This is a genomic window from Niabella aquatica, from assembly GCF_054779315.1.
Window position 1 is genome coordinate 117,794 of record NZ_BAAGYM010000016.1, and the last position, 24,874, is coordinate 142,667.

Sequence of the window (24,874 nt, forward strand, 5' to 3'; positions counted from 1 at the left end):
TGATTATGATCATAAAAAGAACTGATATTTTTTTTGTTGCCAGATGACAATATTATGACGCTAACAAAAGGATCGTTATATACATTTGCACCACTCAATGTCTGCAGAAGAATTTCATATTTCAAAACAGGTGCTCGACAGGTTTTGTGTGGCCGGGATCAACTACCATAAAGCTGATGCTGCCACACGGGGATTGTTCTCTATTAATAACAGCGAATTTGCTGCCCTGGCGCAGGAAGCCAAAGCTGCGGGGATAAAAAGTGTGTTTGTGGTATCTACCTGTAACCGTACAGAAATTTACGGGTTTGCAGAGTCGGTAATACAGCTGGTGAACCTGCTGCTGGAACATTGCAAAGCCGATCGTAAAACTTTTTTTGAATATGCTTATTTAAAAAACGGCAATACCGCGTTGCGGCATCTGTTCCACGTGTCGGCCGGCCTGGATTCCCAGATCCTGGGCGATTACGAAATACTGGGACAGATCAAAAAATCGGTGGAGCTGGCAAAAGATCATGACGTCATTGGCCCGGTAATGGACCGGACCCTGAATTTTGTTTTCCAGGCTTCTAAAAGGATTAAAACAGAAACGGAGCTGAGCAATGGTACCGTATCTGTTTCTTTTGCTGCTATAGAGTTGCTGCAGGCCATACCTGATATTGCTGCTAAAAAGATACTGGTAATTGGTGCCGGCAAATTTGGTTCTAATGTTTGTAAAAACCTGATCAGTTATTTTCCGTCTGTAAAGCTTACGGTAATGAACCGTACGGATGATACAGCACTGGCTTTATCAAAAGCCAGCGGTATTCATTTTTGTGAATATAAAGCCCGCAGGGAAGCGATTTCCGCAGCAGATGTGATTATTGTATGCACGAATGCCAATGAGCCTACGGTGCTGCCCGGGCATTTAAATGAAACCGATGATAAGCTGATATTAGACCTTTCTGTTCCCGTGAATGTACATCCTGATGTAAAGCAAATGAAAGGGAAACTGGTAATAGATGTAGATGAGATATCTACCACTATTTTAGATAAAACCCTGGCACGGCGGCGCGAAGAAGTGCCCAAGGCGGAAGCGATCATTGAGCATTATACCCAGGAGTTCTGGCAGTGGCTGAAAGATTATCGCTATGTTCTTCACCTTAAAACGTGGAAAAGCAAGCTGCAGGAAATTGATAAATTGCAGGATTTTACCTGTGAATTTGCTAAAGATGCGGTATTAAAAGAGCAAACTTTAAAAGCCCAGAAAGCGGTAAAGCAATTGGCTGTAAATCTTAAAACAAAAAATGACAAGGGTTGTCAGTTTATTAATTTGATTAATGATTACCTGCAAATGTCCTGATGCAAAATAATCCCATCCGAATAGGTACCCGCGAAAGTCAGCTGGCCATATGGCAGGCCGATTTAGTAAAAAGTTTACTGGAACGTAATGGCTGTAAAGCTGAGCTGGTTTATATAAAAAGCGAAGGTGATTTAGACCTGGTAACCCCGTTATATGCAATGGGCGTGCAGGGCGTGTTTACCCGTAGCCTCGATATAGCCCTTCTTAACGGGACAATTGATATTGCAGTGCATAGCATGAAAGATGTACCGGTACAGTTGCCGCAAGGCATCACCCAGGCAGCCGTGTTGAAACGGGCGAATTATAGGGACGTATTAGTTCACAGAGTTCATATAACAGGCAAGGAAAATAAGCTGTCGGCTATCAACGATCAACCGGCATCTCTAACCATTGCAACCAGCAGTATCCGCCGCCGGGCACAGTGGCTGCACCGCTATCCCAATACTACAATAGAAAATCTGAGGGGGAACATCAATACCCGGCTAAAGAAAGTAGCAGCAAGTAACTGGGACGGGGCTATTTTTGCAGCGGCAGGTTTAGAGCGCATTAATCTTCGGCCAGAAAGCAGTACAGACCTGGATTGGATGCTGCCTGCTCCTGCACAAGGCGCGATTATGGTGGTGGGCAGAACGGATGATACCCGTACACTTGAGGCCGTTTTAGCGTTAAACCACAGCGATACAGCAACCTGTGTAAAGATAGAACGTGATTTTTTGAGCGCTTTAATGGGCGGATGCTCCACACCTATCAGCGCTCTTGCTGAAATAGTGAACGGTGAAATATTGTTTAAAGGGAATATTGTTACCCCCGATGGAAAAAATAAGGTTGGAGTGGAAAAGATTTTTAGTTGGCAGGATGCAGCAACAGCCGGAGCAGTTGCCGCAGGAGAAATATTGCAAAACGGTGGAAACGCAATCATCGAAAAACTAAAAAATGGCTGATGCGGAAAGGAAAATATTGAGCACAAGAGTTTTAGAACCCGCTATAATAAGTGCAGCAGGAAGAAAAGGGATTCTTATCGATTGTATTTCATTTATTGATATTCATTACAAATCAATAGCCGGTATTAGCCAGCAGTTGGGAAATATTGATACCGGCGATATTTTTCTTTTTACCAGCCAGCATGCCGTGCAGGCAGCGTTTGAGATTTTGAAAAATTTGAAGAATAAAACTTATTGCATATCCGGCGCTACTTTTCATGCAGTAAAACAAACCTCTTTGGATGTGATAGCTACTGCAGCCTATGCCGGTGATTTGATACGCTTAATAGCTGTGAATGAAAAAGCCCGCTATGTCTTGTTTTGCGGAGATAAAAGATTACCAACAATCCCCCATTTTTTACAGCAACTGCAATTGAAGTCATCAGAAGTGATTTGCTATGAAAACCGGGCAAGTTCCAAAAAAGTAGAGCAACAGTATGACGGTATTATGTTTTACAGCCCATCGGGCGTGGAAAGTTATTTTGAGCTGAACAGCGCAGCCCCTCATCAAAAATATTATTGCATAGGAACTACTACAGCCCAGGCAATATTAAAGTACAGCAAGGAAAATATTATCATCGCAGAAAAACCGGAGATACGTGCGATGCTCGAAAAAATAAATGGATCATGAGAAGAGACAAAAATTTGCAAAACGATTTATTGGTTAGAACTTTATTAGGAGAACCAACAGAACGAACGCCTGTATGGATGATGCGCCAGGCAGGAAGGTACCTGCCTGAATATATTAAGCTAAGAGAAAAATATACTTTCTTTGAAAGGTGCCAGAATCCTGAGCTGGCCTGCGAGATCACTTTGCAGCCGGTGGATATTATCGGTGTGGATGCCGCTATTCTGTTTTCAGATATCTTAGTGGTGCCGCAGGCAATGGGCATGGAAGTGCAGCTGATAGAAAAACAGGGGCCTTTATTGCCACAACCTGTAAAAACGCGGCAAGACCTGGAACGCATCTGTGTACCGGATGTAGCAGACCGGCTGCATTATGTATTTGATGCCATTCAACTGATAAAACAGGAGCTGAACGGGCGGGTGCCATTGATCGGTTTTGCGGGAGCTCCCTGGACATTGTTGTGTTATATGGTGCAGGGAAAGGGAAGTAAAACTTTTGATGAGGCGAAAGGATTTTGCTATCAAAACCCTGATCTTGCGCATACTTTATTACAGATGATCACGGATACTACTATCAGTTATTTAAAAGGACAAATTGCCGCCGGGGCTGACCTGGTGCAGATTTTTGACAGCTGGGGTGGACTGCTGGGTAAAAAGGATTTTGAAACATTTTCATTGCAATATATCCGCCAGATCGTTGCAGCCGTGAAAGAAGAAGCACCAACGATCGTTTTTGCGAAAGGTGCCTGGAGTTCTTTAGGTGAAATGGCTGCAACCGGGGCCCATGGCCTGGGGATCGACTGGTGCGTCGAGCCGCAAATGGCAAGGCAACTGGCCGGCAACAGCGTAGCCCTGCAGGGAAATTTTGACCCGGCAAAACTCTTATCACCCATTCCTGTTATACAAAAAGAGGTAAAGGAAATGTTGCAGGCTTTTGGCCCTGGCAGTCATATAGCCAATCTGGGTCATGGTATCCTGCCTAATGTGCCTGTGGATCATGCAAAGGCATTTGTGAACACGATAAAAGAGTATAGCTGAAAATACGATCTGGCCATTTTGCTGTCTTAAAATTTTAGGAATGAGAAAAGAAGAAACAAAAACATTCAGGGACAGGTGGATCCGTTTTGTATACCATCTTCAGGAAACAATCTGTTCTGCCCTTGAAACTGAAGATGGCGCGGCGAAATTTAAAAGCGATACCTGGGAGCGTGCCGGAGGCAAAGGGGGCGGCGGACTGTCGTGTATTATGGAAAACGGGGTTGTATTTGAAAAAGCCGGTGTTAATGTATCTGTTGTATATGGAAAGCTAACCGGCAGGATGAAGAACATTCTTCCTGTTTTTGCTTCGGATGAGGGCACCTGGTTCGCTTGTGGCATCAGCCTGGTGCTGCATACACAAAATCCGTTTGTGCCGGCAGTACATGCCAATTGGCGTTATTTTGAACTTCATAATGAAGAAGGAAGGGTAGTTGACCGGTGGTTTGGCGGAGGTTCTGATATTACGCCATATTATTTATACGAAGATGATATCAGGCATTTTCATACCACGTTTAAAAACGCGATCGATCCTTTCGGGAAGGATTTGTACCCGCTCTATAAAAAACAATGTGATGAATATTTTTCTAATACACACCGGGATCATGAAATGCGTGGACTGGGAGGCGTTTTTTACGATCATTTAAAAGCAGAGAGTGAAGCTGAAGCTGCAAGGTTACTGGCTTTCCAGGAAGCTAACGGGAACGCATTTTTAAAAGCGTATCTGCCCATTGTGCAAAAGCGAAAAAATATACCATACGCTGCAGAAAATAAAACCTGGCAGGAAATAAGGCGGGGCCGTTATGTAGAGTTTAATTTGCTGCACGACCGGGGCACTGTTTTTGGTATCAAAACAAAAGGAAGAACAGAAAGCATTTTAATGAGCCTGCCCCCTACAGTGAAGTTTATATATGACTATCATCCTGAACCCGGAACGGAAGAAGATAAGTTGTTACAGGCCTGTAAGCAACCGAGGGATTGGGTGGTAACAGAAATCTCAGAAGAAGAATGGGCCGGCAGGGTAAATAAATGCTGATAAAAATGAGACCTGGAAAGTATATGTTTTCATTGCTGCTGCTTTTCCCCTTTGCTTTAATGGCCCAGGATAAAATCTTTTTCAATTGGAAAGGCAATGCGCTTGAGGTTTTTGAAAAGCCTGATGTAAAAAGCAAATTGTTGGGCAAAATAGCAAAGGGAGCAAGCGTAGAAGTTACCGGCACTGTTGCGGGCATTTTTCCTGTATATCTTAGCTACTATGGTGATACGGTAACTGCAAAGAAAGAGGAGCACGATTTTAATGAGCGCGCTTATTACACCATGAAGTCGGCATGGGTAAAAGTGAAATGCAATAATACCACCGGCTTCGTGCCTGATGCATATCTGTCCCGCCTCGAGCAAAAGAAATTACCCGTAACTGAGGAATATAACGAAGGAGTCAACCGGGTGCTTGAATGTCTGGAAATTTATTTTGGTAAACCGGGTGCTTATAAAAAGGATGAGTTGGAAAAGCAGGATTCGATGGAGGTGCATACCAGCGAAACATACCATTTTGCTGGCAAAGTGCATTATATATGGGTACAGCAATATTTTGAGGATTCGGGTGCCGGGGGTGAAACGCATACTATATTTTTGCCGGGCTTTAAACTAAATGAAGCGGTTTTGTTCCTGCTGCAGGTAACCGGTGCAGAAACTTTTCGCCCGGGAAATGTGAAATCATTCAATAAGCTAAAAAGCAGTTACGATAATTTTTCATGGTGGTATCAGCCTGTTAGCTATAACGATGATGGAGTGCTTATAAAAGCGCCTGACGGTCAGTACAGGTTTTATTATGAAACGGAAGGTAGTGGAAGCAGTGCGGCGTTTACAGAGAAAGATGGAGGTATAGAAATAGTGTACGGCTATGGAGAATGCTGAAAGTATTTATTAAACTTTTGAAGATATGTATTTACAAAGAAGAAACCGTATAACCAGGAAAACGGCTGCTGTACGGGCTTTGGTAGCGGAAACCGTTTTAACGCCCAATGATTTTATCATCCCTTTGTTTATTGATGAAGGCAAAAACATGAAAACAGCTATCCCGTCTATGCCGGGCTATTACCGTTATAGCCTTGATTTAATACTTAAAGAGGTAAAAGAATTGTGGGGCCTGGGCATTAAGGCTGTATTGCTGTTTGTAAAAGCTAAGGAAGAAGTAAAAGACAATACCGGTAAAGAGGCATGGAACCCTGATGGGCTGATGCAGCATGCTGTTAAGGAAATAAAAAATGCTGTTCCTGAGATGATAGTAATGACCGATGTGGCATTAGACCCGTATTCTGTTTACGGGCATGATGGTATTGTGGATGTTGAGAAAGGAACCATTCTTAACGATCAGACAGTGGAGGCGTTAACATTAATGAGCCTTTCCCATGCTGAAGCCGGTGCAGACTTTATTGCCCCCAGCGATATGATGGACGGGCGTATTGGCGCTTTTAGAAAGGCCCTGGAAGAGAACGGTTTTATTAATACAGGCATCATGAGTTATAGCGCTAAATATGCCAGCTGTTTTTATGGACCGTTCCGGGATGCGCTGGACAGCGCCCCGGGCTTTGGGGATAAGAAAACGTACCAGATGAATTATGCCAACCGCATTGAAGCTGTTAATGAAACGTTGCAGGATGTAGAACAAGGCGCAGATATTGTAATGGTAAAACCTGCAATGGCTTACCTGGATATTATTCGCGAGGTAAAAAATGCCGTAACAGTACCTGTATCGGCTTACCATGTAAGCGGCGAATATGCCATGATAAAAGCTGCGGCAGAGCGTGGCTGGTTAGACGAGCCTAAAGCAGTAATTGAAAGCCTGACATCTGTTAAAAGAGCAGGAGCCGATCTCATTGCTACTTATTTTGCAAAAGATGCGGCGAAGATATTGCACGAATTGTAAACAGTACAGGTGCTGATCCTGAACCCCACACTACGAATCATGAACCAGACCCTCATTAATAAATATAACATTCCGGGTCCCCGTTATACGAGCTACCCCACGGTACCTTATTGGGAAGAAGATTTGTTTTCGGCAGATGAATGGATTGAAACTTTAAAAAGAAGTTTTGAGGAAACGAATGATACGGATGGGATCAGTATTTATATACACCTTCCTTTTTGCGAAAGCCTCTGTACGTTTTGCGCCTGCCATAAGCGCATTACCAAACAGCATGGAGTGGAAGCTCCTTATATTGAAACGGTGCTGAAAGAATGGGAAATGTATGTGGATATTTTAGGAAAGCGGCCTAAAATAAAGGAGCTGCATTTAGGCGGTGGTACGCCTACTTTTTTTAAGCCCGAAAACCTGAAAATTTTGCTTGAAGGAATCTTTGCCCTGGCCGACATCAACGAACATCCCGAATTCAGCTTTGAAGGCCATCCGAATAATACAACGGCCAGGCACCTGAAAACCCTGTATAGCCTGGGATTCAGGCGGGTGAGTTTTGGTGTGCAGGATTATGATCCCCAAGTGCAAAAAACAATTAACAGGATACAGCCTTTTGAAAAAGTTGCCGAAGTTACATCCCTGGCAAGGGAAATGGGGTATGAAAGCATCAGCAACGACCTGGTATTCGGCCTGCCGCACCAAACATGGATGAGTATGAAGCATACCATTGAAAAAACAAAGCAGCTAAAACCAGACAGGATCGCTTTTTACTCGTATGCACATGTGCCCTGGATCAAAGGGGTAGGGCAAAGAGGCTTTGACGAAAGTGACCTGCCTTCACCGGAGTTAAAAAGGGAATTGTATGAAAAAGGCAAAAATCTCCTGGAGGAAATGGGCTATATAGAGATCGGTATGGACCATTTCGCATTACCAACGGACAGCCTTTATAAAGCCATCCAGGACAAAACCATCCACCGGAACTTTATGGGCTATTCTTCTTCCTCAACGCAGGTAATGATCGGTTTGGGAATGTCGGCCATTAGTGATAGCTGGTATGCTTTTGCCCAGAACGATAAATCCGTGGAAGATTATACCGCAAGGGTTAAAAACGGCTCCCTGCCGGTATTTCGGGGGCATATACTGAACAGGGAAGACCTGGTGGTAAGAAAGCATATCTTAAACCTGATGTGTAACCTGGAAACATCGTGGAATGAAGCAGATATGCATTTGCCGGAAATGCCCGGAATATTGTTGCGCCTGGAACAAATGGTGCAGGATGGGCTTATAGAGATACAGGCCGGTTCATTGAAGGTAACAGCAGCCGGCCGTGGCTTTGTACGCAATATTGCCATGGCTTTTGATTTAAGGATGATGCGTAAGCAGCCACAAACAAGAATTTTTTCAATGACAGTATAAAGAAGTATTATGATAATTGAAGTACCCGTTAATAAATCAAAAGCCCTGAAGCGGTTTGCATTATTCGTTGTACTGCTGATTTTGTTTACACTAATGGCGGTGCAGCCCCAATTGTTTGTAAAGGGCCATAGCTATGGCTTTATAAAAGTGGCAGGGTTTATAGGAACTTTTGTATGTATTATCTTAACCGCTTTTGTTGCGCAAAAAGTGTTCAATAAAAAGCCGGGGCTGACAATAGATAATGAGGGTATTACAGATAATTCCCTGGGAGTGATGTTTGCCAAAGTACGCTGGCGCGATGTAACGGATATTACGCACCTGCAAAATGCAGGCGACCATTATATAAAAATAACTATTAAAGACCCTGAAAAGTATATGGAGGCAGAGTCCCATTCATTAAAAAGAAAAATGCTCGAGATGAATTACAATACGCTTAGAACCCCGGTAAACATTGCAGCCAGCCGGTTAAAAATAAACTTTGATGAGCTGTTTGCTATAGTAAGAAGGGAGTTGGAAAAGCATCGCTAAATAGTACCGGAACAGGTAAGATAAAGCGTGCGGCACAGTCATTCGCTGTATAAGGCCTTCTCGCCTTTGGCAATTAATAAAAAACCATTTGATTAATCAGAATATGTATCAATACGAATCAAGCAAAATATTATTTGAAAGGGCGCTGCAATCCATTCCCGGTGGCGTCAACTCGCCGGTGCGCGCGTTTAAAAGCGTGGGCGGTACGCCATTGTTTATTAAAAACGCCAAAGGGGCTTACCTGTACGATGCAGATGATAACCGGTATATTGATTACATCGCGTCCTGGGGGCCAATGATCCTGGGTCATGCCTATGGGGCTGTAGTTAAAGCTATACAGGAGCAGGCCGTATACTCCACTTCTTACGGGACTCCAACCGAGCTGGAGATTAAAATGGCTGAGCTGATAAAATCAATGGTGCCGAACGTGGATCTGATACGAATGGTAAGCAGTGGTACAGAAGCCTGTATGAGCGCTTTACGTTTGGCAAGAGGCTACACCGGCCGGAATAAATTCATCAAGTTTGAGGGCTGTTATCATGGTCATGCCGATGCATTCCTGGTAAAGGCGGGGAGTGGTGTAGCAACGTTTAACATTCAAACGGTACCGGGGGTAACAGCCGCTATTGCTAACGATACACTTACATGCGCTTATAATGACCTGGAAGGTGTAAAAAGGCTGGTTGCAGAAAACCGGGATGAAATTGCGGCCATCATTATAGAGCCGGTGGCAGGCAATATGGGTTGTATTTTGCCGCAGCCGGGATTTTTGGAAGGGGTACGTGCCATTTGTAACGAAGAAAGAATCGTATTGATTTTTGATGAAGTAATGACGGGCTTTCGCCTGGCGCTGGGTGGTGCGCAGGAGAAGCTGGGTATTGGGGCCGACCTGGTTACTTACGGAAAAGTGATCGGCGCCGGGATGCCCGTAGGTGCTTTTGGGGGAAAGAGGGAAATAATGGAATGTATAGCCCCGCTCGGAAACGTTTACCAGGCGGGTACCTTAAGCGGGAACCCTATTGCAATGATCGCAGGGTTTACTTTATTAAGCGAGCTTAAAAGTAACCCGTTTTTGTTACAGCAACTGGATGCCAAAACGCAATACCTGCAAGGAGGGCTGGAAAAAGTGCTGAACGAATGGGGACAGCCGTATACAATCAATCACCTCGGTAGTATGATCAGTGTGCATTTTGGAGACAAGCCGGTTACAGACTTTGCCGGTGCGGCAGGGTGTGATATGGAAAGGTTTAAACAATTTTTTCATGCAATGTTACAGCGTGGAGTGTATTTGCCGCCATCGGCTTACGAAAGCTGGTTCCTGAACAATGCGCTGAGCTATGAAGACCTGGATAAAACAGTGCAAGCAGCAAGGGAGAGTTTGCAGACCCTGGGTTAGGGTTTTAGAAGACATAGCTGGAAAACTTTTGAAATCCTATCATTTAGACATTAAAAACCTGTTCAATACGCAATGTTGTGGTGCGCTTGCCGACCATGTTTCTCGAAACACCTGTAGATAATATACCATCTCCTTTAAGGTGATTTTTTTGAGAGGAATAAATACGACAATTACTGCAGATGCATACCATTTTGTTGTCGTGTTTTATAACCGGCAGCAGCAGCGGGGCCATTATGGGTGTTTGCCCAGCAATACAATAAATGGGGTGCGCTTATTACTCTAAAGGATATTTTTGGCTGCCATCTATATATTTTGTTCTTTTGCTTCCTTGTTTAATCAATACAATTGCAAATGATAAAGGTAGGCGGTAGCAGACTGTCTTTGAAAGATTTTGAGGAGATTCTTCTATATAAAAAACAGATAGCGGTTGATGAAGCAGCTATTAAAAAGGTAAAAGCTTCTTTTGATTTTTTACAGCAGTTTTCCGATCATAAGCTCATCTATGGCATCAATACGGGTTTTGGCCCGATGGCCCAGTATAAAATCAGCGATGACAATATCCTGCAGCTGCAATACAATCTTATCCGCAGCCATAGTAGCGGAGGAGGCAATGTACTGAACCCGCTTTTAGGCAGGGCCGTGATGATAGCCAGGCTCAATAATTTCCTGCAGGGTTACTCAGGGGTAAATACAGAGCTGGTTGAGCTGCTAACGGCTATGATCAATGCGGATCTTGTGCCATGCATATATGAGCATGGAGGGGTGGGGGCCAGCGGCGACCTGGTGCAATTGGCCCATTTGGCCTTAGGTGTTATTGGTGAGGGTGAAGTATGGTACCTGGGGCAGCTGATGCCTGCGGCCCAGGGATTTGAGCTGGCGGGGTTAAAGCCGTTGCAGGTACATATCCGGGAAGGACTTTCTTTGATCAACGGTACTTCGGCCATGACAGGCGTAGGGTTACTGAATATCATCCGGGCACATAAGCTGCTCGATTGGTCGGTAACACTTTCGGCCATTACGAATGAGCTGATGGAAGTGTACGATGATCATTTTTCGTATGAACTGAATATCGTTAAACACCATAAGGGGCAAAACCATATTGCATCGGCCTTCAGGGATATCTTAAAAGGCAGCGAAATGATCCGCAGTCGCTCCGAGCATTTATATAATCCCGAAAATATACAGCACGATGTTTTTGAAGACAAGGTGCAGGAATATTATTCTTTACGTTGTGTAACGCAGGTATTAGGCCCGGTTTACGATACCTTGGCGCAGGCTGAAGCAATTGTGGTGAACGAGCTGAACTCGGTTAACGATAACCCTGTGGTGGATGTGGCCAGCCATAATATTTTTCATGGGGGTAATTTCCATGGCGATTATGTGTCTTTTGAAATGGATAAAATTAAAATCGCCATTACCAAGCTCACTATGCTGAGCGAGCGCCAGCTGAATTATTTCCTCAACAGCAGGCTCAATCAAAAATTCCCGCCCTTTGTAAACCTCGGTGTGCTCGGGTTGAATTTTGGGATGCAGGGCATCCAGTTCACCGCCACTTCCACCACTGCCGAAAATCAAACGCTTTCTTATCCCATGTATGTGCATAGCATACCTAATAATAACGATAACCAGGATATAGTAAGCATGGGCTTCAACGCTGCACAATTAACCAAAAAGGTAATTGATAATGCATATGAGGTCATTTCCATACAGGCCATGACCTTGCTGCAGGCAGTAGATTACCTGGAATGCCATCAAAAGATGTCGCCCAAAACAAAAGCCGTTTATAATGCGCTGCGAAACATTTTTCCAAAGTTTGTGGAAGACAGTCCGCTTTATAAAGATCTGGCTAAGGTCAGAACATGGCTCGAAGCCAACGCACCGGAAACGGTATATGGATAGTTATTATGTTACCGGCTGTTGAATAAATGGTGTCGGAATTGCGTCGCACTCTTGTGCGGTAGAATATAAGCAGCAGGTCGGGAAATCCAGGATTGAATATTTATCAGAGATACCGGCGACTTGCTTTTACTCTTCCGGGCTTTCGGGCCACTTCAACCTCAAACCCTCAACTTTAACCTTCAAATCTTCAATATGAAATGTGCTTTAGTAACCGGTGGCTCCCGCGGAATAGGCCGGGCAATATGTATAAAGCTGGCCTTCATGGGCTACTATGTTATCATTAACTATAAAGGCAGCCTGCAAAAAGCCGAAGAAACCCTGGAGGCGATAAAAGCCGAAGGAGGCGATGGGGCTTTATTACAGTTTGATGTGGCCGATCGGGAAGCAGTAGCAGCCGCCTTAAATGGATGGATGGAGGCCAATACGGATAAAATAATTGAAGTGCTGGTAAATAATGCCGGTATTAAAGACGATGTTTTGCTGATGTGGATGAAGGATGAACAGTGGGACAATGTTTTAAACACCAGCCTTGGAGGATTTTTTAATGTTACACGTATTATAGTAAACGGTATGTTGCGCCGGCGCTACGGCCGTATTGTAAACGTAGTATCGTTAAGCGGGCTGAAAGGCCTTGCCGGGCAAACCAATTATTCTGCTGCCAAAGGTGGTGTTATTGCAGCAACAAAAGCCCTTGCACAGGAAGCAGGCAAGCGCAATATTACTGTAAATGCAGTAGCTCCGGGATTCATTAAAACCGATATGACTGCGGATATGGATGAAACCCAAATGAAGCAATTAATACCGGCCGCCCGCTTTGGCACACCCGAAGAAGTGGCTCATGCCGTGGCGTTTTTTGTGTCCGCGGAGGCTGGTTATATTACAGGGCAGGTACTGTCGGTTAACGGCGGTTTATATACATAAACCGTGGATGAGAAATTGGGGATGATATTACTTTTGGGTTAGCCCGGGATCTAAAAGCATCGATTGCCTGACTTCTAAATGCTATCGGCTGTCTTCTCATCCTTACCATTTCATCAGGGCACTGGCCCAGGTAAACCCGCTGCCAAATGCAGCCAGGCATACCAGGTCTCCTTCTTTTACTTTTCCTGCTTCCCATGCTTCACAAAGTGCCAGCGGAACAGAAGCAGCTGTGGTATTCCCGTATTTCTGTATATTATTAAACACCTGGTTATCGCTTAAGCCTAATTTTTGCTGCATAAACTGAGAGATACGCAGGTTGGCCTGGTGTGTTATCAACAGGTCAATATCGCTTCCCCTGTAACCATTTGTATAAAGCGCTTCATCAATAACTTCCGGCATTTTTATAACAGCCCGTTTAAACACAGCCTGCCCGTCCATATAAGGATACATATCCTGCCTGTCGACCAGGTCCTGGTTGACAAAAAGGTTGGCATAAGGATTATTTTCATCCACCTTCGGTTTCCACCCGGGGTTGTGGGCCCCTGCATGAAAACCAGGGTTAGGCATGCTTAAAATTTCTGCATCTTCGCCGTCGCTGTGCAGGTGCGTGCTTAGTATACCGCGATCCGTACTGGGAGAAGGTTGTAGTATTACGGCTCCTGCACCATCGCCAAAAATAACCGATACATTGCGCCCGCGTGTACTGAAGTCCAGCGCATAGGAATGAATTTCGGCGCCAATGATCAGGATATTTTTATACATTCCTGTTTTAATGAACTGGTCGCCAATGCTCAATGCATACACAAACCCACTGCATTGGTTGCGGACATCTAAGGCGCCCACTTCTTTCAGGCCTAATAACCGCTGTACCAATACGCCGCAGCCGGGAAAAAAATAATCGGGGCTTAAGGTGGCGAAGATCAAAAAATCAATATCACCGGCAGTTATGCCTGCCCGTTCCATAGCTATTTTGGCAGCCTTGGCGCCAAGTGTAGCAGTAGTTTCTTCAAAGCGGGTGGCATAGCGGCGTTCGCGGATGCCGGTACGTTCCTGTATCCAGGCATCACTGGTGTCCATCACCTTTGTAAGCGCTTCGTTGGTAATCACATTTTCGGGAACGTATTTTCCGATACCTGCAATGATCGTTTTGTTCATACTAACAACTGTTATTATCGGGCAAGATAATAAATACAGGCAATTGGCAATAGTTGCATTGTTAAATTATTTCAGGAGGCTTTTAAAAGGTGTATAACCAGGAAATGAGCACCTGCCGGATGGGTTAAAATGCTCTTTACAACATTTTTGTGGCGGATGTGTTATACTTGCTCAAACTTTTATGCGCATTACAGAGACCGTTATAAATCCACGTTCTTTTACCAATGTAAAAAGATTACCCGGGCAGCACAAGAAAATAGCTACCTGGCTTTCCTTTTTGCTGATACCGCTTTCCGGGCTGATCACGGATATTTATATTCCTTCGATGCCGCATATGGCGCAGGATCTGCACCAGTCAGAAAGCGCTATACAATTAACCCTTACCTTGTTTTTGATCAGCTATGGCGCTTCGCAGTTTATAGCAGGCAGCCTGATCGATAGCTTTGGCCGGTTCCGCTTAGCGCTTTTCTCCCTGGGCGCTTTTGTTATCAGTAACCTGGTCATTATCAATACACAGCATATAGAGGTTATTTACGCCATGCGGATTGTTCAGGGCATCACAACTGGCTTTATAGTAACGGCCAAGCGTGCTTTCTTTGTAGACGTATATGAAGGGGAGAAACGTAAACACTACCTGAGCATGATGTCCATCGTATGGTCATCTGCCCCGGTAATAGCACCTTTTATAGGCGGCTACCTGGAAAAATATTTTAACTGGCAGGCTAATTTCTATGTGCTTGCAGGTTACGGCCTTATTATGCTGGTACTGGAATGGGTGTTTTCTGGAGAAACGGTTCCTGCATGGCGCAGTTTTAAGCTATCTTATATTATAAGAGATTATAAAATAATGCTGCGCGACAGATTATTTGTATGTGGGATAATAATATGCGGACTGGCGTATGGCTCCACAATGATTTTTGGATTATCCGGCGCTTTTATTATTGAGCACCGGATGCATTATTCGCCGGTAGTAGCTGGCTACGCTGCTCTCATAATGGGGCTGGCCTGGATGAGCGGCGGCTTCCTGGGAAAAGCCCTCATTCGAAAGCCTTTTCTGCCCAAGCTGAGGCTGAGCAATATTTTACAGATCGTATTTGTTGCGCTGATGATCCTGAGCACCTTATGGTTGTATAATATTTATTCTCTTTTGCTCTTTGCCTTTTTAGTGCACCTGTGTGTTGGCTTCATGTTCAATAATTATTTTGCGTTTTGTTTAGGCCGTTTCCCAAAAATGGCAGGTGTGGCAAGTGGTTTTGCCGGTGGTTCTAATTATATTATTACCTCTATAGCGAGTTATGCAGCTGTAGGCCTGTTAAAACCACAGGATCAGTTTGAGCTGGGCTGGGGTTATTTAGTCATGGCTGTACTCGCGTTTATTGTTTTGCACGGAATACTGAAAAAGCATCTGTTTAAAACTGCCTGATAAATTACCGGCAGCTTCCAAAGCCTGTTGCAAATGTCTTTCGTTGTGATAAATCACTACCCTGAAAGTGTCTCCAATTTTGAGCTTGATGAAGGGGCTGATACTGATAGACGTTCTTGTTTTATTAAGATTTATTGTGGCTGCTTGATCCAGTAATTGTAATAATTGTTGGAGGCGGCTTTCGAACTTCGTCAGGGTTTGCCTGTTAATATGCTCATGAGCAGGATTCATGGATCTGAATGTTTTCATTTTGTTGAGCCTTTCTTTGGGCCACATCATTTTCGCAAAATAATTACCCAGCCATCCGCTTTTAAATATAGTATCGGGCTTTGTGCCGGCCTGGTTGATCCTTTTTTCAATTTCAGGATGATAAAATGCAGCATAACGGTTCAGGTGCTCTGTACATTCCAGCGCGTTCCAGCCCTGGGCATGAGGGCGATGCTCCAGGTCGGCATCTGGCATGGATTGCAGGTGTTGTAGTATTTCACAATGTCTTTGTGTTATTGCCTTCAGGTCACCGAGTAATTGTATGGTGGGTAGTTTCATATGGCAAAATTCATCATCCTGCTGTTAAAAAATATTGACCAGACTCAACGTTTTTTTAGCCTGGATAATGTTTCGGGGCTCATACGGAGATAAGATGCGATATACTTATTGGGTATTTGCTGGAACAACTGCGGGCTTCTTTTCAGCACCCGTTTATAGCGTTCAACAGGGGATTGTATCAGCAGATCTTTCTCCCGCTCCATCTGCTGTATGACCAGGTTCTCAAGAATCGTTGCCCAAAGATTTGACTTTATTTCAGTTTGCTGTATGAATTTTTGAAAAAAAGATTTGCTGATAATTTTTACTGTGGTTCTTTTGATTGCCTGGATATACAGATCGGAGGGTTGCGCTGTTAAGAAAGAATCCAGTGGTACTATAATATTGCCCGTGTAGCCAAAGCGAGTGATTCTTTCTTCATCTCCGTCCATGATAAAAGCATACACAGCGCCCGATTGAATAAAATAGATGTGGGTATCCACACTGCCTGCCTTTGTGAGGTAAGATCCTCTCTCGGCAACGACTGTTTTTTCAAATAATCCGTTTGAATTAAAAAATGAAGCGATTTCATCAGGGCCCATAATAGTGTTCAGGTCTTGTTTTAGTTCATACTGTTGATGTATTGGGTATAATCTGGCATTAAGATAAGTCAAAAATCAGGCTATTCGTTTTTTATTTATTCATTGTCTGTTTTTATTGCACATAAGCCGGGTATACATTTATTGGCCTGCTTATATCTTTTTTAGAGCGCCCGCTGAAAAATTCCCGATATCGTAATTTTTTTTCCTGATTGGTAAATGATGTGAGAGTGCAGGTGCTTTATTTTGCAGTGACTGAAATATTAGAACCATCCCGCTCATAATAACGAGCCATTCAAAAAAAATAAAGTATAGCGTGAAAGTATCGGTATTGTGTATATTCTTTTTTTTACCTGTTGTCCTGTTATCACAACCCCAGCGGTTAGACGTACGTGGGAAAATAACAGATAGCATTACTAACAAGCCAGTGATTTATGCTACTGCATATCTGATTTCAGAAAACGGGGACGCGCTGGCTTCTGCTTACAGTAATGAAAACGGAGAAATTTTATTGAGTGATAGTATGGGAACCCGTAACCAACTGTTTTTAATTATTTCTGCTTTGAACTATTCGGAAAAAAAGATATCCATTAACGCTGAAGGTGGTTCCCTCCGGAATATTGGCAACATACCGTTGATGCCGGGTGATAAGGTTTTGGAGGCTGTAACGGTAACGGCTTCTAAGAAGATCATTGAATTGAAGCCCGGTGTGATCGTATATAATGCCGAAAATGATGTAAGTAATACAGGAGGTACCGCTGCAGATGTTTTGCGAAAAGCGCCTGTTCTGAATGTAGACGGGCAGGGAAATGTATCCATGCGGGGAAACAGTAATCTTAAAATATTGATTGATGGAAAGTATTCGGGCCAAATAGCCCGAAGCCCTGCCGATGCACTGAATATGATGCCTGCAGATCTTATAAAATCAGTAGAAGTTATTACAACGCCATCTGCTAAATATGATGCGGAAGGTGCTGCGGGTATCATAAATATCATTACAAAGAAGAACCGGGAAAATTTTAGCGGAACGATGGAGCTGGTGGGTGGTAACCGGGAGCAGGCTTTTAACCCGCGCATTTCGGCCAACCGGGGCAAATGGAGCTTTTCTCTGCATGGTCATTTACATCAGTTACAGTTTAGAAATGCCCAGCAAACAGAGCGGGTACAGGTGAATAACGAAATGAGGGGTAACAGGCTAACTCAGGATCTTTTTAAAAATAACCGTTCGCCGCATGGCTCTGGGGACATAACGGTAGTATTTTCTCCCAACGAAAAAACGGAGTGGAGCCTCGGCGCAAATTTATGGTTTGGCAGATGGCCTGATAATAGCACTATTACAACAGCTGAATATAGCATGAGCGGTATTTTAAATAATTCATATCAGCAGCAGATCATCCGCAGGGAGGGATATTTTGGAACGGACATGAATATAGGATTTAACAGGAAACTACGAAAACCGGGCCAGGAGATTACGCTCTTAACCCAGTTTACACCTTCCCGCTCCCGCTCTCCTTATCAGTTCTATCTTTTTGAACCAGGTAAAGCCGCCCCTTTTTACCAGGAAGAAAATTTCAATACCATCCGGAATGAAGAATGGACTTTCCAGGCCGACTATGTACATCCTTTGGATCGGCTGGGCAAATATGTCCTCGAAACCGGTGGGAAAGCTATTTTACGGAATGTAAAAAATGATTATGAAGTGATAACAACAAATAATGGTGAAGCAGCTGTTACAGATTGGGGCAGGACAGATGTTTTTCAATATAGCCAGGATATATGGGCCGGATACGGTATCATAAAAGCAAAATGGGAAAACAACTGGTATGCTGAAGGAGGCATAAGGTATGAGGCGACTGATGTATATGGAGATTTTATAAGGCAATCTGCCAAAATTAAAAATACATTTCATAACCTTATCCCTGGTTTTAACATTACCAAAAAGCTAAATGAAAGTCACATGCTGGGCCTGAGCTATACCCAAAGGATAACCAGGCCGTATATCTGGGATTTAAACCCGAATGCAAATGCCAGCGACCCCAGGAATATTGAAGTGGGGAACCCCGAGCTGAAGCCTGAACAAATGCATCAGGCTGAAATGACTTATGGCTTCCAGGCAAAACCGGGCTTTTTTTTGAACACAGCGGTTTTCTGGAAACAGACAGATAATGCGATCGTTGATTTTACAGAAATCAATGATCAGGGAATTGCTGTAACCAGGAATGAAAATATGGCTTCTACTATTATGTACGGCGTCAATCTGTCGGCCTCACTGCGTCCCAGTAGTAGTTGGAGTATCAATAGTAATCTTAACGTAAATTATCTGAATTACACGAATAATGCCTGGCACGTTTTCAATAAGGGATGGGCGGCAGATATGACTGTAAATACCACTTATAAGCTTCCGCAGAGGTATGCCCTGCAGGCCTTTGGAGCATATAATACCCGCACGGTTACTATCCAGGGTTATAAAACACAAAAATTCTACTATGTGTTCGCAGTTAAAAAGGAAGTCGTAAAGCCAAAGATCACTGTAACAATAGCTACAGCCAATCCTTTTTCTGCTTACATTCCACAAACAAGTTATATCTCAGCTCCCGGATTTATTTCAACTGTTAAAAATCGGGACTATATGCGGGCCTTCAGAATTACGGTAGGGTGGGAGTTTGGCGGCAACGGGAAAATAAAAGAGGTCAAAAAAGTGGTGAACGATGACATTAAAAGTTCAGGCAAGGAATAATACAAGAGGTTTCTTAAAATTCCTGTATCATTGATACACTTTTCTCTTGAATAATTTATTATTGTTTTGGGCCAAGACGAACCTTTGATGAAATTTGTATATTTTCACTTTTAAAACAGTATTTATGAACGATAACATGATCCTTGTTTCCGAAGCTAATGATGTAGAGCGTGCCGTGTTCTATAAAAAGACCTACCTGCATGTGGCTATTGCCATTTTATCTTTTATGGTAGTTGAAGGATTTTTATTAAGAACAGTTCCGCAGGAGCTCGTATTGCAGATGATCTCCGGAAAATTCATCTGGCTTTTCATTATCGGTATGTTCTGGCTGGCCAGCATTCTGGCCGACAGGCTTGCTTTTTCAGCAAGTAAAAATATGCAATACGCTGGGTTAGGCTTATATGTATTGATTGAAGCCATCATTTTTCTACCTGTTCTTTATATCGCTTTGGTAATGAGCGATGGTGCGGCAGTAGTGCAGCAGGCTGCCGTAATTACTTTATTTATGTTTGGAGGCCTTACTGCCGTGGTTTTCATGACCAATAAAGATTTTTCATTTTTAAGGTCAGCACTGGTTATTGGAGGTTTTGTTGCTTTAGGATTGATTGTAGCTGGCGCTATCTTTGGCTTTAATCTGGGCCTGTGGTTTTCTGTGGCAATGGTAGCATTAGCAGCAGGCAGTATTTTATACCAGACCAGCCAGGTAAAATATAAATATGCAACAGGTCAATATGTAGGGGCAGCTTTGCAATTATTTGCATCTGTAATGTTACTGTTCTGGTATATTTTAAGGATATTAATGAGCAGAAGAAGCTAATTATTCTTTTATAAATTGATTAAATCCCCTGTGGTTATGACTGACAGGGGATTTTTTTTATAAAAAAAATTACAGGCAGTACGTAGTTAAAAAAAATTCTGTGTCCAACAAAAAGGAAATTCCAAAATAAATGGCCGGTAGCTGCCAGGTTTATATTATGGATATACACGAGGTGAGTATTTTAATAGAAGATTTAAAAAAGGATGACCGGCAGGCATTTGATAAACTCTTCCGGCAATATTATGTGCGGCTGGTAAAATTTGCAACAACCTTTTTAGACTCCCGGCAAAGTGCGGAAGATGCCGTTTCTGTCTTCTTCATGCGCCTCTGGAAAAAAAGAAAAATTTTACCAGTTATTAAATCTCCGGAAACTTATTTCTATACGGCTGTTAAAAACACCTGCCTGAATTACAAAAGAGATTTCAAATTTAAAACAATGCCTTATCAGCAGGAGGAAATACTATCAGCCGGCCTCCAGGCAACGCACCAGCAGCCGATCGAACTGAAAGAATTAAAATACCTGATTGAAAAAGCAGTTCAAACTTTACCCGGGCAAAGGCGGCTTATCTTCCGCCTGGTAAAAGAAAACGGGCTGAAGTGCAGGGAAGTAGCAGAAATACTAAGTCTTTCCGTACGGACCGTAGAAACCCAGTTGCATAAGGCAGTGAAAACGTTGGCGGACGAAATCAGTCATCATATTGGATATAACCCGCAGCAAAAGGGAGCAGGCAGGAACTTAAAATTGTTGCTTTTATTGATGTAAAATAAAAACGTTTCATAAATGGACAGGAAACTTTTTATAACCTTGCTGACAAAAAAAATCAGCCATGAGCTTTCAGAAAAAGAAGCAGCGCTGCTAAATACCGCTATTGCTGAAAATGCTGAATACGCGCAGATAGCAAGGGGAATATCGGAATATGGCCACCCACAGGAAGACCTTACAGCAGATTATGTGCAAAGCAAGCTGGATACCACCTGGAGCGGGATGTCGCATGAGGCTGAAATAAAACCATTCTACCGCAACACGGCTTACCCGAGGTTGTTAAAAATTGCTGCCGTTCTCCTCATTATGCTGGCCTTAGGCTTCTGGTTATTTAATGCTAAACATAGGCCTACGGCTTTAGCTGCTGTGCAAATGGATACCATTCAGTCCGGGGAACAAAAGTTGTACACTACATTAGATGACGGCACGCAGGTAACGCTGAATAAAAACTCATCTGTTGTTTACAACAGGGGTTTTGGGAAAACAGTAAGGCATATTATTTTAAATGGGGAGGCTTTTTTTGATGTAACATCTAACCCAAACGTACGATTACTGTTAGAAGCCGGTAATATTCACATTGAAGTGAAAGGAACCGCTTTTAATGTCAACGCCTATAAGGACAACAAAAATATTGAAGTAATACTGGTGCGCGGACTGATAGAAGTAATCAATAAGTACAATAAAAAAAATAAAGTGCTGCTCAACCCCAATCAAAAGCTCCTGGCACCTGCAGAAAAACAGGCCAATCTGTTATTTAATATCAGGAATGTAGACACCATTGTCCCGGTAAAACAATTGCCGGATACCGTAAACTTCAGGAAAGAAAAGCTGGAAAGCCTTGCCCGGCTGCTTGAAAAAAAGTACACGGTAACAGTAACAATTCAAAACGAAGCGTTGAAAGAAAAGCGCTTTAGCGGCATGTTTGTCAAAGAAACACTCGAAGAAGCATTAGATGCCTTAAAACTGTCTTACCCGTTCAATTATACCATACAGGCCAACCAGGTAATTATAGAATAACAGCAGAAAACATGACAATTAGATTTTTACTGGCAATCATCTTTTTGTGCGTTTGCTACGGGCTAAATGCGCAGCACCGGAAAATAACCCTGAATATAAAGGAGCAGCCGCTGCCCAACGTGCTTGCCCGGATACAAAAACAAGGCAGGTACAATATTGTTTACAGCGATGAAATTGTAAGCGATACCATGCTGGTGACGCTGTATGCCAATAAAAAAAACGTATCTGATATTTTGCAAACCATACTGGAACCTAAGCATTTGTTCTACGCCCCTCGTGCCAATGATATGATTGTGATTGGCAGCAACGCACTCAGAGACCAGGGCATTGACATAGCTTTTGCCTATTCTGATATTTCCGGAAAAGTGCTGAGCGAAGAAAACACTCCGGTTCCTTACGCTACGATTTCCGTATTGCAGGATAAGAGCATATTGATTAATACAGCCGCAGATGAAAAAGGTAACTACCGGTTGCGTTTCCCCTTTAAGAAAGGCGATAGCTATACCATTGAAGTATCTTCAGTAGGTTATATTGCCCAGACAAAGCAGTTTCAATATCCTGATACCGCAGCTTTAAACAAAATAGTGCTGGTGAAAGAAAAGAACATCCTCGGCAGCGTAACCGTTACTGCCCGAAAACCGCTGATAGAGCAGCAGGTGGACCGGCTGGTGTTTAACGTAGAAAATTCCATTGGCGTATTGGGTGGCGATGCAATGGATGCTTTACGCATTACACCCAGAGTGCAGATAAAAGGCGAGGATATTACATTAATAGGTAAATCAGGTTTAAGGGTAATGGTAAATGATAAACTGCTTCCGCTTTCCGGCGATGCTTTGGTAAGCTATTTAAAATCCATACCTGCCGCAAACATCAAAAGAATAGAAGTCATTACCACACCTCCATCAAAGTACGATGCAGAGGGCAACAGCGGGCTGATTAATATACAGCTTAAAGAGGCAAAATCTGATGCATGGAACACCACGCTGCGCGGCAGTTACACGCAAACTACTTATTCACAGAGCAACGCGGGTATCAATTTTTCTTATAAGAAAGATAAAATAGCCTTGCTGGCAGATGTGGGCATTGGCAAAAGCGCGTCTTTATACACCAACGATATTTATTATCATTATCCCGAAGAATTGTGGCACAACCAGGTAAGGAATAAAACAAACTGGCAGGGCATTACCGGTATGCTCAATTTTCAATACAGCTTAACAAAGGCAAAATCCATAGGGTTCCAATACAGCAGCAACAACACTATCGGCCATCCCTTTACTGACGAGAGAAATATTTCGCAGAGCTTTGCAGGCAATAAATTAATAAAACGGTTTGTGTCTGACGGAGGTACCGGCATTCAACCCAACAATCAGTCTGTTAACCTCAACTACAATCAGAAAATAGATACCCTGGGCAAAAATTTTTCTGTGGACTTAGACTATTTCAACAATAAAAATCCGCGCAGCAACTCGTTTGCAGCCGACCTGGATTTTATCCCGCAGGACAGCATCGTGCACCAATACGTGGTAAACAACAGTATGCAACATATTCAAAACTATTCAGCCAAAATGGATTTTTATATGCCTTACAAATGGGCTACGCTGGAATATGGGGCTAAAGTAGCCACCACCCAAACGGACAATAATGTAAGCGCTGATCTCTTTTACAATTATCCAAACAACCCGGCCTATCTTTCTGAACGGGATACTTTTCAATACCGGGAAACTACTGAAGCGCTTTATTTTTCAGCGCATAAAAAGATCAGCGATAAAATAGAAGCCAAAGCCGGATTAAGAGGCGAATACACGCAGACCCGCGGGCATTCCATCAGTATAGATAGCCTGGTGCTGCGCAATTATTTTAAGCTCTTCCCCACTGTTTACCTGCTTTACAAGCCCGGTGGAAAAAATACCTGGTCTGTAAATTTCTCCAGGCGCATATCCCGGCCTACTTTCTGGTACCTGAACCCCGCCAGATCGTATATGAATTCCAATTCCTATACGGAGGGCAATCCTTTCCTGCAGCCGTCTTTCACGTACAATTATTCAATGAACCACAGCTATAACAATATGCTCAACACCAATATTTATTTTTCTGATACCAGGGACGGGTACAGCCAGTTTGTTTATCATGATACCATAAATAATATACAGATTTTTAAACGCCTCAACTTTTATAAGAACTGGTCGGCAGGTATTTATTCTTCGCTGAACAAGCGGTTTTTTACCTGGTGGGAGCATACTTCCGGCATCAATCTCAGCTACAGTAAAACACACAATTTTATTCCGCAGGTAAACCCCTATTATTACGGGTACAGAGGCTGGTTTTCAACTACTAATACGCTTACATTGAACAAAGCGCAAACACTATTCACCACTGTTTCTTTCAGTTATAATACCCCGGCAAAGAATAATTTTTATAATACTACCACCTCTTCATCGCTGGATATAGGCTTCAAATACCTGCTGGCAAAAAAGAAATGGGTGCTGGGCCTGAATTTTTATGACCTGCTGAAAGACGACTATTACACCATTCACTATTTTGCTGACGGGGTGCAACAGTCTTACACACAATATTATGATTCGCGCGGGGTGCGGCTATCCATAAGCTATAACTTTGGAAATAAGAATATTTCGGTAAGCTCAAGAAAAGTGGGCAACCAGGAAGAGAAGAACCGGTCAAATTAACTTGCATCTGCCTGTAACTAAATTCATACATAAAAAATCTGTTTTGCCATAATTGCCGTACCTTTGCGCTCTTTTTAAGGAAAGATGGCTGATAATTCCTTA

General features: G+C 43.2%; 21 protein-coding genes. 18 read left to right on the plus strand and 3 right to left on the minus strand.

All coding sequences use genetic code 11. The features are described 5' to 3' along the window. The first annotated feature begins 97 nt into the window (after window positions 1-97). From hemA to fabG, 12 genes are all read left to right on the plus strand, one after another. On the plus strand, window positions 98-1,339 hold the full coding sequence (hemA, locus tag ACYVBM_RS14100; protein WP_460686318.1) for a glutamyl-tRNA reductase: 1,242 nt from the start codon (window positions 98-100) through the stop codon (window positions 1,337-1,339). Further along, window positions 1,339-2,280 carry a hydroxymethylbilane synthase gene (gene hemC, locus ACYVBM_RS14105; protein ID WP_460686319.1) on the plus strand — a complete coding sequence of 314 codons (942 nt, stop codon included), beginning with the start codon at window positions 1,339-1,341 and terminating at the stop codon, window positions 2,278-2,280. The genes hemA and hemC overlap by 1 nt, the downstream gene beginning before the upstream one ends. After that, the gene (locus tag ACYVBM_RS14110) at window positions 2,273-2,950 is read left to right on the plus strand and encodes a uroporphyrinogen-III synthase (RefSeq protein WP_460686320.1); all 678 of its coding nucleotides are present in this window, start codon (window positions 2,273-2,275) and stop codon (window positions 2,948-2,950) included. The genes hemC and ACYVBM_RS14110 overlap by 8 nt, the downstream gene beginning before the upstream one ends. Beyond that, window positions 2,947-3,984 carry a uroporphyrinogen decarboxylase gene (hemE, locus tag ACYVBM_RS14115; protein WP_460686321.1) on the plus strand — a complete coding sequence of 346 codons (1,038 nt, stop codon included), beginning with the start codon at window positions 2,947-2,949 and terminating at the stop codon, window positions 3,982-3,984. Before ACYVBM_RS14110 ends, hemE begins: the two co-directional genes overlap by 4 nt. Before the next feature lie 40 nt (window positions 3,985-4,024). Next, window positions 4,025-5,017 carry an oxygen-dependent coproporphyrinogen oxidase gene (hemF, locus tag ACYVBM_RS14120; RefSeq protein WP_460686322.1) on the plus strand — a complete coding sequence of 331 codons (993 nt, stop codon included), beginning with the start codon at window positions 4,025-4,027 and terminating at the stop codon, window positions 5,015-5,017. A 5-nt stretch (window positions 5,018-5,022) separates the two neighbouring features. Next, window positions 5,023-5,895: a hypothetical protein gene (locus ACYVBM_RS14125; protein WP_460686323.1), complete on the plus strand. Its 873-nt coding sequence runs from the start codon at window positions 5,023-5,025 to the stop codon at window positions 5,893-5,895. A 25-nt stretch (window positions 5,896-5,920) separates the two neighbouring features. Next, window positions 5,921-6,907 (plus strand): porphobilinogen synthase, encoded by a 987-nt coding sequence (gene hemB, locus ACYVBM_RS14130; RefSeq protein WP_460686324.1) that lies wholly within the window; start codon window positions 5,921-5,923, stop codon window positions 6,905-6,907. A gap of 39 nt (window positions 6,908-6,946) precedes the next feature. After that, window positions 6,947-8,311 carry an oxygen-independent coproporphyrinogen III oxidase gene (hemN, locus tag ACYVBM_RS14135; RefSeq protein ID WP_460686325.1) on the plus strand — a complete coding sequence of 455 codons (1,365 nt, stop codon included), beginning with the start codon at window positions 6,947-6,949 and terminating at the stop codon, window positions 8,309-8,311. Window positions 8,312-8,320: 9 nt separating this feature from the next. Further along, complete coding sequence (locus tag ACYVBM_RS14140) at window positions 8,321-8,839, plus strand: STM3941 family protein (protein WP_460686326.1); 519 nt, start codon at window positions 8,321-8,323, stop codon at window positions 8,837-8,839. An 88-nt stretch (window positions 8,840-8,927) separates the two neighbouring features. Beyond that, window positions 8,928-10,235 (plus strand): glutamate-1-semialdehyde 2,1-aminomutase, encoded by a 1,308-nt coding sequence (gene hemL, locus ACYVBM_RS14145; RefSeq protein ID WP_460686327.1) that lies wholly within the window; start codon window positions 8,928-8,930, stop codon window positions 10,233-10,235. A 351-nt stretch (window positions 10,236-10,586) separates the two neighbouring features. Next, window positions 10,587-12,134: an HAL/PAL/TAL family ammonia-lyase gene (locus tag ACYVBM_RS14150; RefSeq protein WP_460686328.1), complete on the plus strand. Its 1,548-nt coding sequence runs from the start codon at window positions 10,587-10,589 to the stop codon at window positions 12,132-12,134. Between the two features lie 192 nt (window positions 12,135-12,326). Then, window positions 12,327-13,055: a 3-oxoacyl-ACP reductase FabG gene (fabG, locus tag ACYVBM_RS14155; RefSeq protein WP_460686329.1), complete on the plus strand. Its 729-nt coding sequence runs from the start codon at window positions 12,327-12,329 to the stop codon at window positions 13,053-13,055. A 102-nt stretch (window positions 13,056-13,157) separates the two neighbouring features. Here fabG and ACYVBM_RS14160 read toward each other — a convergent pair whose 3' ends face one another. Beyond that, window positions 13,158-14,210 carry a 3-oxoacyl-ACP synthase III family protein gene (locus ACYVBM_RS14160; protein ID WP_460686330.1) on the minus strand — a complete coding sequence of 351 codons (1,053 nt, stop codon included), beginning with the start codon at window positions 14,208-14,210 and terminating at the stop codon, window positions 13,158-13,160. Window positions 14,211-14,391: 181 nt separating this feature from the next. Here ACYVBM_RS14160 and ACYVBM_RS14165 point away from each other — a divergent pair, with 181 nt between their 5' ends. After that, the gene (locus tag ACYVBM_RS14165; protein WP_460686331.1) at window positions 14,392-15,633 is read left to right on the plus strand and encodes a multidrug effflux MFS transporter; all 1,242 of its coding nucleotides are present in this window, start codon (window positions 14,392-14,394) and stop codon (window positions 15,631-15,633) included. On the opposite strand, the gene ACYVBM_RS14170 is transcribed toward ACYVBM_RS14165, so the two are convergent. After that, window positions 15,562-16,179 (minus strand): DinB family protein, encoded by a 618-nt coding sequence (locus tag ACYVBM_RS14170; protein WP_460686332.1) that lies wholly within the window; start codon window positions 16,177-16,179, stop codon window positions 15,562-15,564. The two genes, ACYVBM_RS14165 and ACYVBM_RS14170, sit on opposite strands and share 72 nt — an antisense overlap. Before the next feature lie 44 nt (window positions 16,180-16,223). Beyond that, complete coding sequence (locus ACYVBM_RS14175; protein WP_460686333.1) at window positions 16,224-16,829, minus strand: Crp/Fnr family transcriptional regulator; 606 nt, start codon at window positions 16,827-16,829, stop codon at window positions 16,224-16,226. 241 nt (window positions 16,830-17,070) lie between these two features. Between ACYVBM_RS14175 and ACYVBM_RS14180 the strand changes: the two genes are divergently transcribed. From ACYVBM_RS14180 to ACYVBM_RS14200, 5 genes are all read left to right on the plus strand, one after another. Beyond that, the gene (locus ACYVBM_RS14180; RefSeq protein WP_460686334.1) at window positions 17,071-19,491 is read left to right on the plus strand and encodes a TonB-dependent receptor; all 2,421 of its coding nucleotides are present in this window, start codon (window positions 17,071-17,073) and stop codon (window positions 19,489-19,491) included. Window positions 19,492-19,615: 124 nt separating this feature from the next. Further along, on the plus strand, window positions 19,616-20,308 hold the full coding sequence (locus ACYVBM_RS14185) for a Bax inhibitor-1/YccA family protein (RefSeq protein ID WP_460686335.1): 693 nt from the start codon (window positions 19,616-19,618) through the stop codon (window positions 20,306-20,308). 157 nt (window positions 20,309-20,465) lie between these two features. After that, complete coding sequence (locus ACYVBM_RS14190) at window positions 20,466-21,071, plus strand: RNA polymerase sigma-70 factor (RefSeq protein ID WP_460686336.1); 606 nt, start codon at window positions 20,466-20,468, stop codon at window positions 21,069-21,071. Window positions 21,072-21,089: 18 nt separating this feature from the next. After that, window positions 21,090-22,088, plus strand: a complete 999-nt coding sequence (locus ACYVBM_RS14195) for a FecR family protein (RefSeq protein ID WP_460686337.1) — start codon at window positions 21,090-21,092, stop codon at window positions 22,086-22,088. Window positions 22,089-22,099: 11 nt separating this feature from the next. Then, the gene (locus tag ACYVBM_RS14200) at window positions 22,100-24,772 is read left to right on the plus strand and encodes an outer membrane beta-barrel protein (RefSeq protein ID WP_460686338.1); all 2,673 of its coding nucleotides are present in this window, start codon (window positions 22,100-22,102) and stop codon (window positions 24,770-24,772) included. Window positions 24,773-24,874 lie beyond the last annotated feature (102 nt).